The sequence below is a fragment of the Hoeflea ulvae genome, assembly GCF_026619435.1.
Taxonomy (GTDB): Bacteria; Pseudomonadota; Alphaproteobacteria; order Rhizobiales; family Rhizobiaceae; genus Hoeflea; species Hoeflea ulvae.
Genome location: NZ_JAOVZQ010000001.1, coordinates 2,479,297 through 2,497,234, shown reverse-complemented (window position 1 = coordinate 2,497,234; position 17,938 = coordinate 2,479,297). Strand labels below are relative to the sequence as shown.

At 63.5% G+C, this 17,938-nt stretch carries 16 protein-coding genes; 3 read left to right on the top strand and 13 right to left on the bottom strand.

Annotation, left to right across the window (positions count from 1 at the left end):
* Positions 1-95: 95 nt before the first annotated feature.
* The 12 genes from OEG82_RS11810 to OEG82_RS11755 all read right to left on the bottom strand — a co-directional run bounded on the left by OEG82_RS11810 (position 96) and on the right by OEG82_RS11755 (position 13,156).
* Positions 96-887, bottom strand: coding sequence for an enoyl-CoA hydratase/isomerase family protein (locus tag OEG82_RS11810; RefSeq protein ID WP_267612642.1), 792 nt, complete (start codon positions 885-887; stop codon positions 96-98).
* The gene (locus OEG82_RS11805; protein ID WP_267612641.1) at positions 884-1,957 is read right to left on the bottom strand and encodes a phosphotransferase; all 1,074 of its coding nucleotides are present in this window, start codon (positions 1,955-1,957) and stop codon (positions 884-886) included. Before OEG82_RS11805 ends, OEG82_RS11810 begins: the two co-directional genes overlap by 4 nt.
* Complete coding sequence (locus tag OEG82_RS11800) at positions 1,954-3,144, bottom strand: acyl-CoA dehydrogenase family protein (protein WP_267612640.1); 1,191 nt, start codon at positions 3,142-3,144, stop codon at positions 1,954-1,956. Before OEG82_RS11800 ends, OEG82_RS11805 begins: the two co-directional genes overlap by 4 nt.
* Before the next feature lie 100 nt (positions 3,145-3,244).
* Positions 3,245-4,837, bottom strand: coding sequence for a class I adenylate-forming enzyme family protein (locus OEG82_RS11795; protein WP_267612639.1), 1,593 nt, complete (start codon positions 4,835-4,837; stop codon positions 3,245-3,247).
* Positions 4,838-4,874: 37 nt separating this feature from the next.
* Positions 4,875-5,639 (bottom strand): FadR/GntR family transcriptional regulator, encoded by a 765-nt coding sequence (locus OEG82_RS11790; protein ID WP_267612638.1) that lies wholly within the window; start codon positions 5,637-5,639, stop codon positions 4,875-4,877.
* 71 nt (positions 5,640-5,710) lie between these two features.
* A complete protein-coding gene (locus OEG82_RS11785) occupies positions 5,711-6,391 on the bottom strand; it encodes an ABC transporter ATP-binding protein (protein WP_267612637.1) in 681 nt (226 codons plus the stop codon).
* The gene (locus OEG82_RS11780) at positions 6,388-7,140 is read right to left on the bottom strand and encodes an ABC transporter ATP-binding protein (protein ID WP_267612636.1); all 753 of its coding nucleotides are present in this window, start codon (positions 7,138-7,140) and stop codon (positions 6,388-6,390) included. The genes OEG82_RS11785 and OEG82_RS11780 overlap by 4 nt, the downstream gene beginning before the upstream one ends.
* Entirely contained in the window at positions 7,137-8,075 is a 939-nt protein-coding gene (locus OEG82_RS11775; protein WP_267612635.1) for a branched-chain amino acid ABC transporter permease, read from the bottom strand. Before OEG82_RS11775 ends, OEG82_RS11780 begins: the two co-directional genes overlap by 4 nt.
* Positions 8,075-8,977 carry a branched-chain amino acid ABC transporter permease gene (locus tag OEG82_RS11770; RefSeq protein ID WP_267612634.1) on the bottom strand — a complete coding sequence of 301 codons (903 nt, stop codon included), beginning with the start codon at positions 8,975-8,977 and terminating at the stop codon, positions 8,075-8,077. The genes OEG82_RS11775 and OEG82_RS11770 overlap by 1 nt, the downstream gene beginning before the upstream one ends.
* A 76-nt stretch (positions 8,978-9,053) precedes the next feature.
* A complete protein-coding gene (locus OEG82_RS11765) occupies positions 9,054-10,376 on the bottom strand; it encodes an ABC transporter substrate-binding protein (RefSeq protein WP_267612633.1) in 1,323 nt (440 codons plus the stop codon).
* 478 nt (positions 10,377-10,854) lie between these two features.
* Positions 10,855-11,604, bottom strand: coding sequence for a hypothetical protein (locus OEG82_RS11760; RefSeq protein ID WP_267612632.1), 750 nt, complete (start codon positions 11,602-11,604; stop codon positions 10,855-10,857).
* A gap of 142 nt (positions 11,605-11,746) precedes the next feature.
* On the bottom strand, positions 11,747-13,156 hold the full coding sequence (locus OEG82_RS11755; protein WP_267612631.1) for a 1-acyl-sn-glycerol-3-phosphate acyltransferase: 1,410 nt from the start codon (positions 13,154-13,156) through the stop codon (positions 11,747-11,749).
* A gap of 199 nt (positions 13,157-13,355) precedes the next feature.
* On the opposite strand from OEG82_RS11755, the gene OEG82_RS11750 reads away from it, so the two are divergent.
* The 3 genes from OEG82_RS11750 to OEG82_RS11740 all read left to right on the top strand — a co-directional run bounded on the left by OEG82_RS11750 (position 13,356) and on the right by OEG82_RS11740 (position 16,715).
* On the top strand, positions 13,356-15,191 hold the full coding sequence (locus OEG82_RS11750; protein WP_267612630.1) for a heavy metal translocating P-type ATPase: 1,836 nt from the start codon (positions 13,356-13,358) through the stop codon (positions 15,189-15,191).
* Between the two features lie 113 nt (positions 15,192-15,304).
* Positions 15,305-16,069: an NAD kinase gene (locus OEG82_RS11745; protein ID WP_267612629.1), complete on the top strand. Its 765-nt coding sequence runs from the start codon at positions 15,305-15,307 to the stop codon at positions 16,067-16,069.
* Positions 16,035-16,715, top strand: coding sequence for a hypothetical protein (locus OEG82_RS11740; protein WP_267612628.1), 681 nt, complete (start codon positions 16,035-16,037; stop codon positions 16,713-16,715). Before OEG82_RS11745 ends, OEG82_RS11740 begins: the two co-directional genes overlap by 35 nt.
* 3 nt (positions 16,716-16,718) lie before the next feature.
* Here OEG82_RS11740 and prfB read toward each other — a convergent pair.
* Positions 16,719-17,847, bottom strand: a protein-coding gene (prfB, locus tag OEG82_RS11735) for a peptide chain release factor 2 (protein WP_267612627.1) whose coding sequence is annotated in 2 segments (ribosomal slippage) — positions 16,719-17,777 and positions 17,779-17,847 — 1,128 coding nt in all. Because the reading frame shifts where the segments join, the coding sequence is not laid out codon by codon here.
* Between the last annotated feature and the right edge of the window lie 91 nt (positions 17,848-17,938).

Here is a 17,938-nt window from a genome sequence, read left to right as displayed (position 1 = left end):
TTCATACAAATACAGATTCTGCGCCGGGCACCGCGGTGCCGGCATCCGGTCAGCCGGGCCGGCGATTTCTTCCGGCCATGGCTGAACCCTCATTCTCACGGATCGTTCCGGAATGCCGGGGGCCGGCGCTCCAGAAAGGCACGGACGCCTTCACGGCCTTCGGCGCTTTCGCCGGCAAAGGCAATGGCTGTGAGCTCCCGGTCCATCTGGCTTGCCAGTCCGGAGGCAAAGCTTTCCTGCAGCAGTTTGCGCGCGGCCCCCATCGAGGCCACCGCACCCGAGGCCAATCTGGTGGCCAGTTCGGAGCCCTCGCGCGCCAGTGCATTCTCCTCCACCACTCTTGTGACAAGTCCGATCGCCGCGGCCTCGTTTGCCTCGACACGGCGATTTGTCAGGATGATATCCTGGGCCTGGCGCAGGCCGACCAGACGCGGCAGCAACCAGGTCATGCCGCCATCCGGCGTCAGCCCGATGCCGAGATAGGCCGCGGTGAAATGGGCCGACGGATCTGCGAGAACGATATCGCCGCTGATCGCCATGCTCAGCCCTGCCCCGGCCGCCGGGCCGTTGACGAGGCAGATCATCGGTTTGTTCATCGAGGCAAAAACCGTCATTGCCTGATGCAAGGTGCCTGCAAGCCGCTGCAAGAACGCGCCGATGCCGGCGCTGTTGCCGGCAAAATCTGTCACGTCGCCGCCAACGCAGAACATCCTGCCGGCGCCGGTCAGAACCACGCAGCGGACCCCGCCGTCATTGGCCGTGCGCAGCGCCGCCTCCAGCAACGCATCGGCCATCGCCTGATTGAGCGCGTTGCCACGGTCGGGGCGGTTGAGGGTGATGCGGGCGACGCCGTCTGCCACATCAACGAGAACCGGCAGTTGCGTCATCGGCACTCCTTTGCGGCGTCCACCGCCAGCTGGACCAGTTTCGGATAGTTCTGCACACGCGTCACCGAATGCGGCGAGGCTGCGGATCCGCGGATCACCCGGCCCTTGATGCCGTGAAAGATCGCCGCCATCCGGAAGAAATTGAAGGCCATGTAGAACGCATAATCGGGGATCGAGGCGCGGCCGGTTGTGGCGCAATATTGCGCGACATAATCCGCTTCGGTCGGGATGTTGAGACTGGCAGGATCGACATCGCCGAGCCCGGCCACGATCTCCGGCGGCATGCGATACATCATGGCGTGATAGGTGAAATCTCCGAGCGGACTGCCCAGCGTCGAGAGTTCCCAGTCGAGCACCGCGATGACCCGGGGTTCCCTCGGGTGAAAGATCAGGTTGTCGCAGCGGAAATCGCCATGAACGATGCGTGTCTCGTCGGTGTCGGGAATGGCCGTGGGCAGCCATTCGATCAGCCGGTCCATGCCGGGATCGCGGCCGGCATCAGCGTCAGTCAGATAGGAGCGGCTCCAGCGGCTGATCTGGCGTTCGACATAATTGCCGCTGCGGCCATAATCGCCAAGCCCGACCGCCTCGGGATCGATCCGGTGCAGCCGCGCCAGCGTCTGGTTCATTGCGGCGAAGTAGCGCGGTCGCTCTTCATGCTGTACCTCGGGAAAAGTCGCGTTCCAAAAGATCCGGCCCTCGACCATGTCCATGACATAGAACCAGCTGCCGATGACGCTGTCATCGCTGCATACCGCGTGGACCCTGGCCACCGGGAAGTCGGCGCCGGCCAGGGCGGTCAGAACCCGGGCTTCGCGATCGACCGCATGGGCGCCTCTTGCCAGTTGCCCCGGAGGTTTTCGCCGCAGCACATAGGTCTTGCCGGGGGTTAAAAGCTGATAGGTCGGATTGGACTGCCCGCCTTTGAACTGGCGCACCGCCATCGGCCCGGAATAGCCCTCGACATGCGTGCTCATCCAGCGGGCCAATGCCGCCTCGTCGAAGCCAAACCTCTCGCGAACGGCCGTGGTGCCGGAATTGGCAGCGGCGCTTGCGGCAGCCGTTGTCACGCCGCGTTCTCCGCTTTCCAGTCGCGCTTGATCTTCTTGGCAAGGCTCCATTTGTGGACCTCGGTGGGGCCATCATAGATCCGGAATGCGCGGATTTCGCGGAACACCTGCTCGACAATCGTGTCGGCCGTCACGCCCTGCCCGCCCATGCACTGCACGCAGCGGTCTGCCACGCGCATCAGCGCCTCGGAGACGGCGACCTTGGCCATCGAGCTCTCAGCCCCGCCCTGCGCGCCGCTGTCGAGCACATCGGCACACCAGTAGATCATCAGTTCCGCCTGCTTGAGGTCCATCAGGTTTTCGGCCAGCATGAAGCCGACGCCCTCATGGTCAATCAGCGGCTTGCCGAAGGCCATGCGGCGATTGGCATAGTCGGAGGCAATCTCGTGGGCGCGGATGCACGCGCCCAGCCAGCGCATGCAATGGCTCAGCCGCGCCGGCGCAAGACGGATCTGGGCATATTTGAAACCCTCGCCGGATTCGCCCAGCATCTGGTCTGCCGGAACGCGCAGATTGTCAATGGTGATCACCGCATGGCCGCCGGGCATCGAGCTGTCGATGGTGTCGAGCACGCGTTCGATGCGGACCGCCGGATCGGGCAGATCGACGAGGAACATGCAGGCGCCGTCTTCGGATTTGGCCATGATGATGCCCATGCCGGCGCCGTCCGCACCGGTGATGAACGCCTTGCGGCCATTCACCACCCAGTGATTGCCGTCCATCTTGCAGGTGGTCTGCATCATCGACGGATCCGAGCCGGCGCCGCCGTCCTCGGCCGGTTCGGTCATGAAGAAGGCGGTGCGCATGCTGCCATCCACCATCCGCGTCAGAAACCGGTTCTTGAGCTCCGGCGAGGCGACCTTGCCGAGAAGGAACATGTTGCCCTCGTCGGGAGCGCAGGTGTGGCAGGCCAGAGGCCCCAGCGGCGACAGGCCGGAGCGGATCAGCACCGCCGCGGTTTCGCGTTGCGTCAGATGGCCGCCATCTTCAAGGATGTGCGGGGTGATGACCCCGGCCTTGCGCGCCAGGTCCTTCAACTCGTCGGCCAGAGCATCGGATGGCCCATGCGCACCACAGCGCGGATCCCGCTCATAGGGGGCGACTGTTTCACGCACAAATGCTTCAACCCTGTCGGCAATGGCGAGCGCCCGGGCAGACACGCCGTCTCTCTGCATCAGTTTGTACATATCGGATCAGTCCTGTTTCTGGCGGCCGGTCAACCTGGTTTGCCGGTGGGCCGGGCTTGCAAGGGATGCCTTCCGCGACAATGCGGAGCGGCATGACACGTCATGGATCGGCAAAGCCGAGCTGTTGCCTGAGCTGGCGCTTGAGGATCTTGCCATTGGGGTTGCGCGGCAAGGGTGTCTCGCACAGCGTGTAGCTTTCGGGGCATTGGTAATCGGCAAGCTGGCCGGCGCAATGGGCAATGACTGCAGCCTCGGTGATCTGTCCCGGCTTGACCGAAAGCACCGCGTGGACGCGTTCGCCGAGTATCGGACAGGGTTTTGCGATCACGGCGGCTTCGATGACGCCGGAACAGGCGGTCAGCGCGCTTTCCACTTGGGCGGAAAACACCTTGTGGCCGCCGCGATTGACCATGTCCTTCTTGCGATCATGGACGTGGACAAAGCCGTCCGCATCGATCGCGCCGACATCGCCGGATTTCCAGAAGCCCGCGGAAAATTCCCGCGCATCGGCCTCGGGATTGCGCCAGTAGCCCGGCACGACCATCGCGCCCCTGATCCACAGCTCTCCGTCCTCGCCCGCAGCCGCCTCGCGCCCGGCCTCGTCCATGATGCAGATCTCGGCCCCGGGCATCGGCTGCCCCACCGAGAGCCTCCGGGCGGCGGTCTGGTCCGCAGGCATGATCGTCGCAGGAGAAGTTGTTTCGGTCGCTCCATAGGCATTCATCAGCCCCATCCCCGGCAGCGCCTCGGCCAGCCGCTCGATGGTTGCTGCGGGCATCGGCGCGCCGCCATAGGCGCCGACCCGCCAGGCGGACAGGTCATAATCGCCGAAATCGGCCTGGTGCAGGCAGAGATTGTACATGGCCGGAACCATCAGGGAACAGGTCATGGCTTCGCGCGCAGCACAGTCGAGAAACTGCGCCGCCTTGAATTCCCGCATCACCGCGATGCTGCCGGCCGCGCAGACCAGGGTATGGATCCCGGCGACCAGCCCGGTGACGTGGTTCATCGGCACCACGACGACGGTCTTGTCCCTGTGGTCCAGATCCATCGTGGTGACGAAGTTGATTGCCGAATGGACGATTCCAAGACCGGTCAGCATCGCACCCTTGGGCAGTCCGGTGGTGCCGGAGGTGTAGAGAATGGTCGCGACCTCGTCCTCGCCGACATCGGCGGGCTGTTCCAGCGGCTCCGACTGGCGCAGGCTGTCGTAACCGGCAAATCCCGATGCCTGCCCGACAACGATGCGGGCCTTGAGATGCGGTGTGTCTTTCGGATGCGGCACGCGGCCAACGAACTCGGCTTCGGCCACAAGCGCGACGGCCTCCGAATTTTCCAGCGCGTGGCGAATGCCCGGCACCTGGTCGCGGATGCTCAATGGAACGGTCACCGCACCCAGCCGGGCTGCGGCATAGGTCACCACCACGAAGGGCACGCCATTGCCGAGCAGCATCGCCACCCGGTCACCCTGCCCGACGCCGAGCGCCGCCAGACCTGCGGCGACGCGCGCGACCTCGTCGTCGAGCCGGGCATAGCTCCAGCGGATGTCGCCGCAGATCAGCACATCTCTGTGCGGATGCCGCGCCACGGCATTGGCCAGCATCGCATGCACATTGCGCGGCCGCTCAGCATGGCAGGCAAGGACCCGGTCGCCATAATGCAGCTCCCGGCGCAAGGGCGGCCGCGCATTCATGGCGCGGGTCCGCTGCCCGCTTTGCTGCGCAGCGCTCTCATGGGGTCTGCCTGAGTTCGGCCAGGCGGTTGGCGGCGCCGGCGATCGGCTCGTCCAGCGACAGGCCCGCGTGAATGTAGCCGCGTTTGAAATCATCGATATGGCGCGCCATCCAGATCCGCGCGGTCTCGGGATCCTTGGTACGGATCGCCTCGATGATGTGGTGATGGGCAATGAGCTGACGTGGCATGGCCTGCGGCAGTTTCGGAATCAGCAGATCGACGCCGCTGTAGAGCAGAAAGCCGATGGGCTCGCGCGCAAGCTGCAGCACACGGTTCTTGCTGGCGGCGGCGACGCGGGAATGAAAGGCGGTGTCGATTTCGACCGTTGCCTGGCCCTGGCCTTCGGCCGCCACCAGCGCCCGGTGAATCTCGTCAAGTGCGGCCACGTCCTCGGCATCGGCGTTTTTCGCCGCCAGTTCCGCGGCCAGCGGTTCGGTGGCGATGGCGACATTCCACAGCTCGTTGAAGCTAACGTCGAGCATGCTCAGCGCCCGGGTCTGGCGCGAGGACAGCTCCGCCATGCGCGGGATCGAGACCACCATCTTGCGCGGCGAAATCCGGCGGACGAAACCCTCGCTTTCAAGCCTCCGGATACCCTCGCGCACGGTGGAGCGGTTGACGTTGAACATGCTGGCCATCTCGACCTCGCCCGGAAGCCTGTCGCCGGGCTTGAGCGTTGCGCTGAGGATCTGGGCCTCGATCTCTGTCGAGACCTGCTCATAGGCGTGCTGGACGCGAAGGGGTTTGGGTTTGAGTGGCATCAGTGAGGCATCTCGTTACAGTCTCGTCTTGACGGCAGGGCCTTGCGGGCGGCCCGCATTGCGGTGTGTGCTCATGCTCCCTCCGCCAGGCTTGCGTCAATCACATTGACCCTGATGATCTCGCCGCGTTCGATGACGCTTTCGCGCTGCAGGAGATCAACCGAATGGCTGAGCTCGGACTGCGCGATCAGCACCGACAGCCCCTCGCCCTTGAGCGAGGTGATGACTTCGGAAATCCGCTTGGCAAGCGCGGGCGCCACGCCCTCGAACGGCTCATCCAGCAGCAGCAGTTTGCGCCCGGCAATCAGGGCCCGGCCAAGTGCGACCATCTTCTGCTGCCCGCCCGAAAGCAGCAGCGCCTTGCGCGGCGCCATGGTGGTGAGTTCCGGCATCAGGTCATAGACGAATTCGAGCCCTTTGGGCCCGTCGATCTGATCATTGACCCAGGCAGGCAGCAGCATGTTTTCCTCGACCGTGAGGTCGGGCACCAGGCGGCGATCCTCCGGCATGTAGCCAAAACCAAGCAGCGCCCGGTCGCGCGGCGCCATCGCGGTGATGTCCTCGCCATTCCAGAACACCTTGCCCGCCGACATGCTGGCCAGGCCGGTGATGGTGCGCATGACCGTGGTCTTGCCCGCGCCGTTGCGGCCGACCAGTCCCATGCGTTCGCCGGTTCCGACCTCGAGGCTGACGCCGCGCAGGATCGGGGCTGCCTGGATGCTGACTTCGACATTTTCGAGTTTCAGGCTCATGCCGGCGCCCCCGTCACATAGCGCTGGACTTCGGGATCGGAAAGAACCTCGTCGGGCGCGTCATCGGCAATGATCCGTCCATCGTAAAATGCCAGAACCCGTTCGGAATAGCGGGTGACGATATCCATGTCGTGCTCGACAAAGATGACGGTGACCCCGGAGGCGCGCAGGGCGTCCATCACCAGATCCATGATCGGAAATTTCTCGTCCGAAGCAACACCCGATGTCGGCTCGTCGAGCAGCATTATCTGGGTGTCGCCGGCCATGGCCATGGCAATGTCGAGCAGTTTCTTGACCCCGCCGGAGAGTTCCGGAATCAGCCGGTCTCGGTGCTCGGCGATGTGGAAACGCTCCAGCGTCGCCATCGCGCGGTCGCGTGCCTGCGCATCATGCGCCCGGCGCAGGAAGGAAGGACCCGAGCGGCTGTGGATGGCGTCGGCCACCAGCATGTTCTCCTCGACCGTGAGTTCGGTGCACAATTGGGCGATCTGGAACGAGCGGTGAATGCCGAGCCGGGTGATCTGGCGCGGGGCCATTCCGGCAATGTTGCGATCGCCGAATCTGATCGTGCCGGAATCGGGCTTGATGTAGCCCGTCACCATATTGACGAAGGTAGTCTTGCCGGCGCCGTTGGAGCCGATCAGCGAATAGACCGCACCTTCGGGCACAGTGACCGAGATATCCTGGGCTGCGGTGACGGCGCCGAAGGTTTTCTGCACGTCGCGGACTTCGAGTACACTCTTGCTCATGCCGCTTTGCCTTTCCGGCGGTTGACCAGCGACCCCAGCCCGTTGGGCAGCACCACGATCACCACCAGCAGGAAGATGCCGAGCGCCAATTGCCAGGTGTTGGGGAAATAGAGACTGGAGAACGACCGTACCAGTTCGAGAATGATGGCCGCGACAAACACCGCCGGCACCGACAGGAAACCTGCCAGGATCGCCACGAAGACAAATTCGCCGGAGGTCGTCCAGAAGGCAAATTCCGGATCGACATGGCCCAGCGCCAGTGCGGCGATGGTGCCGCCAATTCCGCCCAGCACCGCCCCGAAGACGTAGTTGTAGGTCATGACATTGCGCACCGAGGCGCCGAGATATTCGACCCTGAGTTCATTGTCGCGTGTGGCCAGCGTGATCAGCCCGCGCTCGCTGTCAAAATAGAAGCGCATCAGCGTGCCGGCGATGACGACGACCGCCACCACATAGATATAGAGCGCCGTCTGCAACGCCCTTCCCTCCGGTGCCCAGCCCAGAAATGTCGGTGCTGCGATGTTCAGGCCGTCGGTGCCGCCGATGGCGCTCATCTTCGACAGCGAGCCATAGAGCACCATCGACAGGGCCAGCGACAGCATGGCGAAGAAGATGCCGCGATAGCTTGACAGCAGCGGTCCGAAGGCCATTCCCACCAGAAGACAGACCGACGCACTCAACAGCGTCAGCAGGAAGATGTCAGAGATGCCGAAATTGTTGGCCGCAAGCGTCGCGGTATAGGCGCCGATGCAATAAAACAGCCCCTGCCCGAAGGAAACCACACCGCCGCGCATCATGCCGACAATGCCCAGGCATACCAGCCCCTTGGCCAGCGCCATGGCAAAGAGGAACATGGCCCAGTCCGGCAGGATCACCGATCCCGCCGCCAGCACGACAAAGGCTGCAACCGCGGCGAGGATGAGATTGAACCGCATCAGATTTTCCTCGCCTGGGTTTTCGCAAACAGGCCCTCGGGCCTGAACAGCAAGACGATTGCCATGACGAAATAGATGATGAACAGCTCGGCCTCGGGAAAAAGGTGAACCGAGGCCGCACGGCTGATGCCGACCATCAGCGCCCCGATGGCTGCACCCGGAACGGAGCCGAGCCCGCCGATGATGACGACGGCGAAGGCCACGATGATGACATTGACGCCCAGTCCCGGGGTCACCGAGATCATCGGTGCGGTCAGCGCGCCGCCGAGCGCTGCCAGGAACGTGCCCGCCATGAAGGCGCCGAGATAGATGCGCTGGACATTGACGCCCATGGTCTGGCTCATCTCGGAATCGTGGATGACCGCGAGGACAACCTTGCCGACCCGGGTCTTGTTGAGCGTCAGCCACACCGCCAGCCCGACAATGACGGCCGCCGCGATCACTGCGAAATCATAGCCGACATAGAACAGCGGCCCGATCTCGACATCGCCGAGCAGCGTATAGGGTTCGTAGACGAAATAGGGATTGACCCCCCAGATCAGTTTCATCGCGTCCTCGAGAATGAGGAAGACCGCATAGGTCACCAGCACGTTGAGCACCTCGTCGCGGCCATAGAAAAACCGGAGCAACCCGCGTTCGAGCAAGGGGCCAAGCACCAGCGCGACCAACACTGCCGCCAGGATCATGGCAACGTAGCTGCCATAGGGAAATGCCTCGCCGCCAAGCGCGAAATAGGCTCCCACCATCGAAGCGGAGGCATAGGCGCCGATGGCGTAAAGACTGCCATGGGCAATGTTGAGAATGTTGAGCACGCCGAAGACGAGCGTCAGGCCGACGGAGACGATAAACAGCCAGCCCGCGTAGATAAGTCCATCAACAAGGATGGTTGCCGCAAGATCCATGGGTCGTTGGTCCGAACGCTTTTGGGAGAAGTCGGCCCACCGCATCCCTGCGGCAGGCCTGTTCAGATGTCAGCTGTCAGTCGCACTCAGCGCCGGGGAAGCCGTCGGCCAGCCAGTCCTGGGACTTCACGCCTTCCGGCGGATTGACGCAACGGGCGGCATAGTACTCGATGTCGACCAGTTCCATCTTGCCGGCTTCGGCGTTCCACTTGGTGGTGCCGATGGCGTTGGGCTGGATCGCCTGATGGCCATCCGCAAGCGCCATTTCGATGCGGCCGGAGGGCGCATCCCATTCCAGACCCTTCATCGCCGCAGCCAGTTCCTCGCTGCTGGGCTTGGTGCCGCCATTGTCGGCCATGGCCTTTTCAACCGCGGTCTTGAGACCGAACAGCGCCTGCCACATCCGGAACGGGGCCTGGACCGGGAAGGTGTTGTATTCCGCCTCATAGGCATTCCACATCGTGTCGGTCAGTTCCTTGAGCTCGCCGCCGCGGGCCTGGGCGGCAAGACCGTTGACGCCGCGCGCGCCCAGGAAAATGCCGTCAGGCATCTTGTCCTGAAGCTGCGGAATGACGTGATCGCCCGCAGACAGGGCCAATTGCGCGCGCTTGTGCAACCCGCGCGCCGTGGCCTGAATCAGGAAACCCTGCAAATCACCACCCCAGTTGGAAGAGTGGACCAGCGCGGGCTTCTCGCGCAGCAGTGCCGAGATCTCGGTGCCATACTGGCCGGCGCCGAATTTCGGAAACAGCGCAGTCTTGACCTCGGCATCGGGATAAAGCTGTTTCATCGCGCCGGTAAAGTCGGCCCAGCTGTCCTGCCCCCAGGCATAATCCTGGTTGAGGCCGGCAAAGCTCGGAACATCGAAATCGCGTGATTTCAGGTAACGTGCGAGGCTGAGATTATCCATCGTCGCATGAGCCGCAGTGCGGAACACATAGTCGTAGCTGCCGTCCTCGAAGACCCGCGGCGTGCCGCAGTCATACAGGATGGTGAAGGCCTTGAGCTCATCGGCGACAGGCGGCACAGCCAGGCAGTCGCCCGACGACACATAGCCGACAACCGCGTCGACTTCCTCACGCTGCACAAGGTTGCGGAATTCCTGCACCTGCTTGGTGGCGCCACCGGCCTCGTCGACGATGACGGCCTCGATCTTCATGCCGCCAAAGCCCATCTTGTCGTAGGGCGCGGGCAGTTTGCCGCCCTCATTGAGCATGTCGACCAGCAGCTTGCCGCCGTTCCAGGCCGGAACGCCGAAGCTTTCCGCCGCCTGTCCCGACAGGAACGTGATCACGCCGATCTTGAATGTATCGTCCGCGGCCGCCGCCGGTGCGGCCATGCCGGCAAGCAGTGTCGTGGCGGCCAGTGCTGCGCCTATCCTGGATTTCATCATTGTCATTGTCTCCTCCCTGAGTGAACCGGACGGGTCCCTTGATGAAAGCCGTGTGTCGCGACAGTGCTCCTCCAAGCACCTTGATTGCCGCGTCCCATGCTGCCATCAGCCCAGACTGATGCCTTTAGTGTCCGATTGTTGGACACTAAAGGCTAAATTCGGATGCCGTCAACCGAATCCGCCCGACGCGAGCATGAGTTCCGGCACCGGACCTGATCGAACCGGCACGGCTCCACCGGTGTCCGGCGCTGATGGATTGGGGGTGTTTCGGCTGTCTGTCCGGGGGGATTTCAGTCAATCAGACCCATGCACAGCGTCATGCGCAGTTCGATCATGCGAGCATCTGCGCGGATGGGTGACGGAGATAGTGTTGTGAGAGGACCCGCGTCATCCCGATCCGAGACGCAAGCTTCCGGTGCGGCGGGCCGCCGGCTAATTGCAGGAGGCGGCACGGTCCGTGATCGCTCGGGCGAGCGCTGCTGCTCTACATCTTCCAGACATGCAGCCTGGTCTTTCTGCCGTCGGCAACGTCGATGGTGCGGTCAGGCGGATGTCCGGGCACGGTGAAACTGTTGCTGACAAACAGTGTTCCCGGGCGCATTTCGCTGCGCGCCTTGCGGTACATCTCGGGCATCGGCACGGGCGAGAGGAAGCAGTAGACCAGATCATAACCGCCGAGATCTTCCTGCCAGATGTTGCGATACCTTATCGTGGCATTTGCCGGTGCGAAGATTGCCACCCGGAGTTTTGACATGAGGTAGACCAGCGGTGCGGTCTCCACCCCGGTGACCTGCAGATCAGGCAGGGCGCGGGCGAGAAACACCACTCCACCGCCAGATCCGCTGCCAAGGTCGATGAATGTTTTGGCACCGGCCTCTTTGGCCAGAGCCTGAATGGCGGCCCAGGTTTTGGTGTTGGTCAGATAGAGCGGCACCTGCCCCGTGGCGCTGTTCCAGAACACCAGCGCACACAGCACGAAGCCGGTCAGATAGAGCCAGGCCGGAATCACATTCGAATAGACAAGCGCGAAGGGCAGCAGAAGCTGGATCGGAATCCAGTAGACCGACAGGCCCAGCACCCGGCCGGCCAGCGACGCCGTCACCCCGACCAGCAGCAGCGAAATAATTGCATTGCCGGCGAGATAGTCGCGCGCCAGAAACAGGCAGCCAAGTCCCAGCGCCTGCGACAGGACCACCTTGATCCACGGGAGGATGTGCCGGACGACAAAGCTCATGCGAGACCCTGCCAGTGCGTGCCGCAGTCGATCATGTCACTCCCCATCCCGGCATCCGATCATGCAGACGTCTTGTTGCCGCCGGGCAGCCCTCTGTCAAACGGCATGGCGATGTCTGCACAGGAAGCTGCCGGGCAAGCGCTCAGACCAGGTGTCGAATTGCATTGGCATAATAGGCCACCAGCGGACGGTCCTTGTCATGGATGAGCAGGCGGCCTTCTGCCGTCTCGCGCACAATCCGGCGCAACAGCAGCATGCGCAGACCCACCGTGATCTCATAGTCGCGGTCCTGCCGGGGCACATGTACATGCACGCCGTTGCTGACCAGCCGGTCGATCAAGGCGCCGATGCGGGCCTTGAGATCAAGACGGTCCACCGGCGCGTCGCCGGCTTCCAGAAGCGCAAGCGACACCAGCGAGACCGGCAAGACCGGAATAAGTGCCGCGATCGACTGCATCAACTGGTGTGCCAGCGTTTCGGTCAGACGATCGCGCTCGGCCTCTGGGAGCGCCGACCATTTGCCGACGCCATGACCGGCCAGGAAGGTGTCGACCGAAACCGGATCGCCAAAGGACACGCTGGCATAGCCGAACCGGTGCCATTTGCCCGACAGCCGCAGCCGCAGATTGCGCAGGAGAAAGGCCGAGGTCTTGGCGGTTTTTTGCCATGTCGACAACGGCGCCCCGTCGCGCTCCGCTTCAAACACCAGCGAACGGTCTTCCAGCACGCGGTCATAATTGAGCCCGACCGGGATGAACACCGTGTCATGGGCAACGTGGTCATGTGCCGACACGATATAGGAGATGAGGCCAATGCGCGGCGGACGCAGCAGCCCGTCACGCGACAGGCCGCCTTCGGGAAACACCGCCTGGGTGACGCCGGCCTCGGTCGCCATCCGCACATAGGTCGCCAGCACCTTGCGGTACAGCGGATTGCGGGCATTGCGGCGGATGAAATAGGCGCCCATGAAGCGGATCAGCGTTTGCAGCACCGGCAACCGCGCCCATTCGCCCACGGCATAGGACAGGGCCGTCGAGGACGAAGCGAGATAGGTGACAAGCACGTAATCCATGTTGGACCGGTGGTTCATGACAAACACCACCGAGGAGTCCGGCGCGACCTTGGCCAGCGCATCGGTGTTGGTGTAGCCCAGCCGCACCCGGTAGAGCGCGGTGGCCAGCCATCGGGCCAGCCGGGTGCCGATGCGGAAATAGGCATAGGCGTTGAACATCGGCACGATTTCACGGGCATAGCGGGTCGCCCCGGCAATCACCACCTGGATCGGCGTTCCGGTCTCGCGCGAAAGTGCGGCCACGGCCTCGACCACCTGCGGATCATTGCTAACCCGGTCGATCAGCACGTCCCTGCGGGTCGTGCCGAAGGACCTGATCTTGAGTTGCAGCCGGGTGTTGAGTTCTTCGATCGCCTGGTTGACCCGGCGCCGGAAAAACCAGCGCACGGCGGGCGACAGCAACCGGTCGACAATGGCAATCACCGCCAGCACCGACGCGATGATGATCAGCCATAGCGGCACTTCGATGATTTGTGTCATGCCCCCTCCGCCTCAGGCCATCACAGTAGAGCTTCGCCAAACCATGTCCAGCCACGGTGCTCACTCGCCAGCCGACCATAACCCGCTTGGACGATACCGGAATCAGCCATAGACTGTGCACGGACGTCCTGTTTGCCGCGCATGGGCCACGTCTATCTGAAACCCCGGTTTGGCGGCGACGGCCCGGGACAGGTTGGCAATGCAATTCTTCATTCAAGATCGCCTCAATACCGGTTTGCTGGTCATAGCCCTTGCCGGGCTTGTCGGCGGACTCGGCCTCAGCCTTGCCGGGTTGCCGGATGCGGCCGAGCTGGTCTGGACGGCCGGCGTGGTGCCGGTTCTGGTGGCGCTGGTGGTCGAGATCGTTCGCAGCCTGTCACGCGGCGAAGTCGGTCTCGATATCGTCGCAGCGCTGTCGATGTCTGCGGCCTTGTTCTTCGGCGAAACCCTGGCAGCATCGGTGGTTGCGCTGATGTATTCGGGCGGCACCGCGCTGGAAAGCTTTGCCGAGGGCCGGGCCAGGTTCGAGATGCGGGATCTTTTGTCGCGGGTACCCCGCACGGCGACGCTGCACCGCGACGGCACGCTCGAAGAGGTCGACCTCGGCGCCATTGAGCCAGGCGACCTGCTGCTGATCCGGCAGGGCGATGTGGCGCCCGTTGACGGCACGGTCGCCAGCGACCGGGCGATGCTCGATCAATCGGCACTGACCGGCGAATCCATGCCGGTGCGGCTTGCGCGCGGCAACGAGGTGATGAGCGGATCCACCAATGCCGGCGAAGCCTTTGACCTGATGGCCACCCACCCGGCCAGCGACAGCACCTATGCGGGGATCGTGCGGCTGGTGGAGGCCGCGCAGAAATCCAAGGCGCCGATGGCGCGGCTTGCCGACCGCTATTCTCTGGTGTTTCTGGCCGTCACCGTGGCGCTGGCCTTCGCGGCCTGGTGGTTTACCGGAGACCCGGTCCGCGCCGTCGCTGTCCTGGTCGTGGCGACTCCCTGCCCGCTCATTCTCGCGGTTCCCGTGGCGCTGGTGGCGGGGCTGTCGCGGGCGGCGCATTTCGGGGTTCTGATCAAGGGCGCCAAGCCGCTTGAGGCCATGGCGCAGATCAGCTCCCTGATCCTCGACAAGACCGGCACGCTGACCGACGGACGGCCGCAGATTGTCGCAATCCAATCCTACGGGGCGCACAGCGAGGACGAAATCCTGTATTTTGCCGCGGCGCTGGATCAGGCGTCAAAACACCCGATTGCGCAGGCGCTTGTTGCCGCGGCAGAGGCGCGCGGCATGCAGCTTCCAGTCCCGCAGAATCTCGATGAAACCGCGGGCGAAGGCGTCAGCGGCACGATTGACGGCCGTGCGGTGATTGTCGGCGGCACCGGTTTTGTCTCCGCCGGGGCCGGCGCGTCCGGCGCCTCCGGGGCCCCGGCCGAACCGGGCGCCGTCATCGTGGCGCTGGCCGTCGACGGCCAGCCGGCGGGGCGCGTGGTAATGGCGGATGCACTGCGGTCGGGAATGGCAGGGCTTCTGACCAGTCTCCGCCGCGAAGGCATCGACCGCATCCTGCTGGCGACCGGAGACCGCCGCGCCGTGGCCGAAGCCGTGACCGAGGGTCTCGGGCTTGATGCAGTGCGGGCCGATCTTACCCCAGACCAGAAGGTCCTGCTGGTTCTCACGGAACGCAAGAACGGGCCGGTGATGATGGTCGGTGACGGCGTCAATGATGCCCCTGCCCTTGCCGCAGCCGATATCGGCGTGGCCATGGGCGCGCGCGGCGCCGCGGCGTCCGCCGAGGCCGCAGACGTGGTGTTGCTGGTCGATCAGCTCGACCGATTGCTGCCCGGCTTCAAGGTGGCGCGCGGATCGCGGCGGATCGCGCTGCAAAGCGTCATTGCCGGGATAGGCCTGTCGATCGCCGGAATGATCGCGGCCGCACTCGGTTACATCACCCCAGTGCAGGGCGCCATCCTGCAGGAGGTGATCGACGTCGCCGTGATACTCAACGCGCTGCGGGCGCTGCGGATCAAGGCCTGATACCGGACCGGAGGGCATGGGCGGTCGCCCGCCGGGCCGCTGCCGCGCCATCCCCCTTGCATCCGGACTGCTCAATTGCCATTGTCGCCGTGGAGCGGGAGTAACTTCATCACATGACACGGAAATTCAGTTTCATCGCCTCATCCGCGCCGGATGCCCAGGCGGCCGCCAAACATCTTGCGGCTCTCTACGGCAATGTCCGGGAGGAGGACTCCGACGTGATCGTGGCGCTCGGCGGCGACGGCTTCATGCTGCAGACCCTGCACAACCAGATGAACAGCGGCCGCATGGTCTACGGGATGAACCGCGGCTCTGTCGGTTTCCTGATGAATGTCTATACCGACAAGGACCTGGTCGGCCGCGTCGATGCGGCGGTGGAAAACATCATTCGCCCGCTCGAAATGATTGCCACGGACGCCAATGGCAAGACCCACCGGGCGCTGGCGATCAACGAGGTCTCGCTGCTGCGACAAAGCTACCAGGCCGCTAAATTGCAGCTCTCCGTCGATGGCCAGGTGCGGCTCGAGGAACTGATCTGCGACGGCGTCATGGTGGCAACGCCTGCCGGATCGACCGCCTACAACCTGTCGGCGCACGGCCCGATCCTGCCGCTCGACGCGCAGTTGCTGGCGCTCACGCCGGTCAGCGCCTTCAGGCCGCGGCGCTGGCGCGGCGCCCTGCTGCCGAGCAAGGTCACCGTCACCATCGATGTGCTGGAAGCAGAAAAGCGACCGGTCAATGCCGTGGCCGACCACAATGAGGTCAAGTCGGTGACCCAGGTCCGCGTGGCCGAATCCCTCGATGACACCACCCGCATCCTCACCGATTCAAGCCATTCATGGAATGAACGCATTCTGGCCGAACAATTCCTCCCCTGATGATAGAACCTGGAGAATTGCACCGATGACCTACCCTGCCCCGAAAATGCTGTTCCTACTGGCCGGTCTGATTCCGGCGATGGTCTCCACCGGCTTTGCACAGGATGTATCCGCATTGGCGGAAACGGTTCCCGACCGTGTCCTGTTCGTCACCAGCGGCGGGTTCTGGCAGGATCAGGAGGAACCAGAAGCGGCCGATGCTGCGCCCGAAACCGGCGAGGCCCCGTCCGAAGCGGCTGATGCGGAGCAAGCCGCGCCGCCTGCGCGAGGATATTACCGCCTGATCGCCATTCGCGGCGAAGACAACCGGTCACTGGTCTATCTGCAGCAGATCGCGCTTACGCCGGAGGGGCCGGAAGCCAGCCTGACCATCGGCCTCGACGAGCTCAACACGCTTGGCGGCTATGTCACCGATATCAGGCCGGAGGATCTCGACCGGGGCGGCCAGTCAGCCGGGCTTTGCAGCCTATGTCTATCTCAAGACCGATCCCAAGGTGGTCGAGCCCGACACGTGGGTCGTCTATGTCGACGACCTGGGCGATATCCGGGTGGAGCAATCAAGCAACTAGACCGGGCCCAAACCAAAATCGCGCGAAGCGGTTTTCGCGCGATTGGTTCTGGCATGATCAGGGTGTCGTTGCTGTAATGACTATTGCAGGTCCTCGACATCGCTGGCGCCGCCGTAAACGCGCTGGGCCAGTGCGGCTTCCATGAACTGATCGAGATCGCCGTCGAGCACGCCTTGCGGATTGGTGCTCTCGGTTCCTGTGCGCAGGTCCTTGACCAGTTGGTAGGGCTGCAGGACATAGGAGCGGATCTGGTGACCCCAGCCGATATCGGTCTTCGAAGCTGCTTCCTCATTGGCCGCATCTTCGCGCTTTTTCAGTTCCGCCTCGTAGATCCGGGCCCTGAGCATGTCCCAGGCCTGGGCCCGGTTCTTGTGCTGCGAGCGTTCCTGTTGGCACTGGACCACGATCCCGGTGGGAACATGGGTGATGCGGACCGCGGAATCGGTGGTGTTGACGTGCTGACCGCCGGCGCCGGAAGCGCGGTAGGTGTCGATGCGGCAATCGCTTTCATTGATGTCCACATCAATCGTGTCGTCGATCACCGGATAGGTCCAGATGCTGGAGAACGAGGTGTGGCGGCGGGCCTGGCTGTCATAGGGCGAAATCCGCACCAGGCGGTGAACGCCGGATTCGGTCTTGAGCCAGCCATAGGCATTGTTGCCCTTGACCAGAAGCGTCGCCGACTTGATGCCGGCTTCCTCGCCATCATGGATTTCCAGCAATTCGACCTTCATGCCATGCTGTTCGGCCCAGCGGGTGTACATGCGCAACAGCATGTTGGCCCAGTCCTGGCTCTCGGTGCCGCCGGCGCCCGAATGCACTTCCAGATAGGTGTCATTGCCATCGGCCTCGCCCGACAGCAGCGATTCGATCTGTTGCCGTGTGACCTCGGTGCGGAGCACCTTGAGCGCGGCTTCGGCCTCGCTGATAATGCCGCTGTCGCCCTCTTCCTCGCCCATCTCGATCAGTTCGAGATTGTCGGAAAGCTGGGTTTCCAGGCGGTTGAGACCGTTGATCGCATCATCGAGATGCTGACGCTCGCGCATCAGTTTCTGGGCTTCCTGGGCATCATCCCATATCGAGGGATCTTCAGCCTTGGCGTTCAGCCATTGCAGGCGTTTCTGGGCAGGTTCCCAGTCAAAGATGCCTCCTCAGCAGGCTTATGGCCTGCTTGATTTCGTCGACAACGACCTGGGTTTCTGCGCGCATGAGGGTCCGGTTCCAGCTGGTTTTGGGGCAAAGTCTCTTGCCAAAGCGGGCGGACCATAAGGTCCTGCCCGGTTGATGTAAAGCCGTCAGA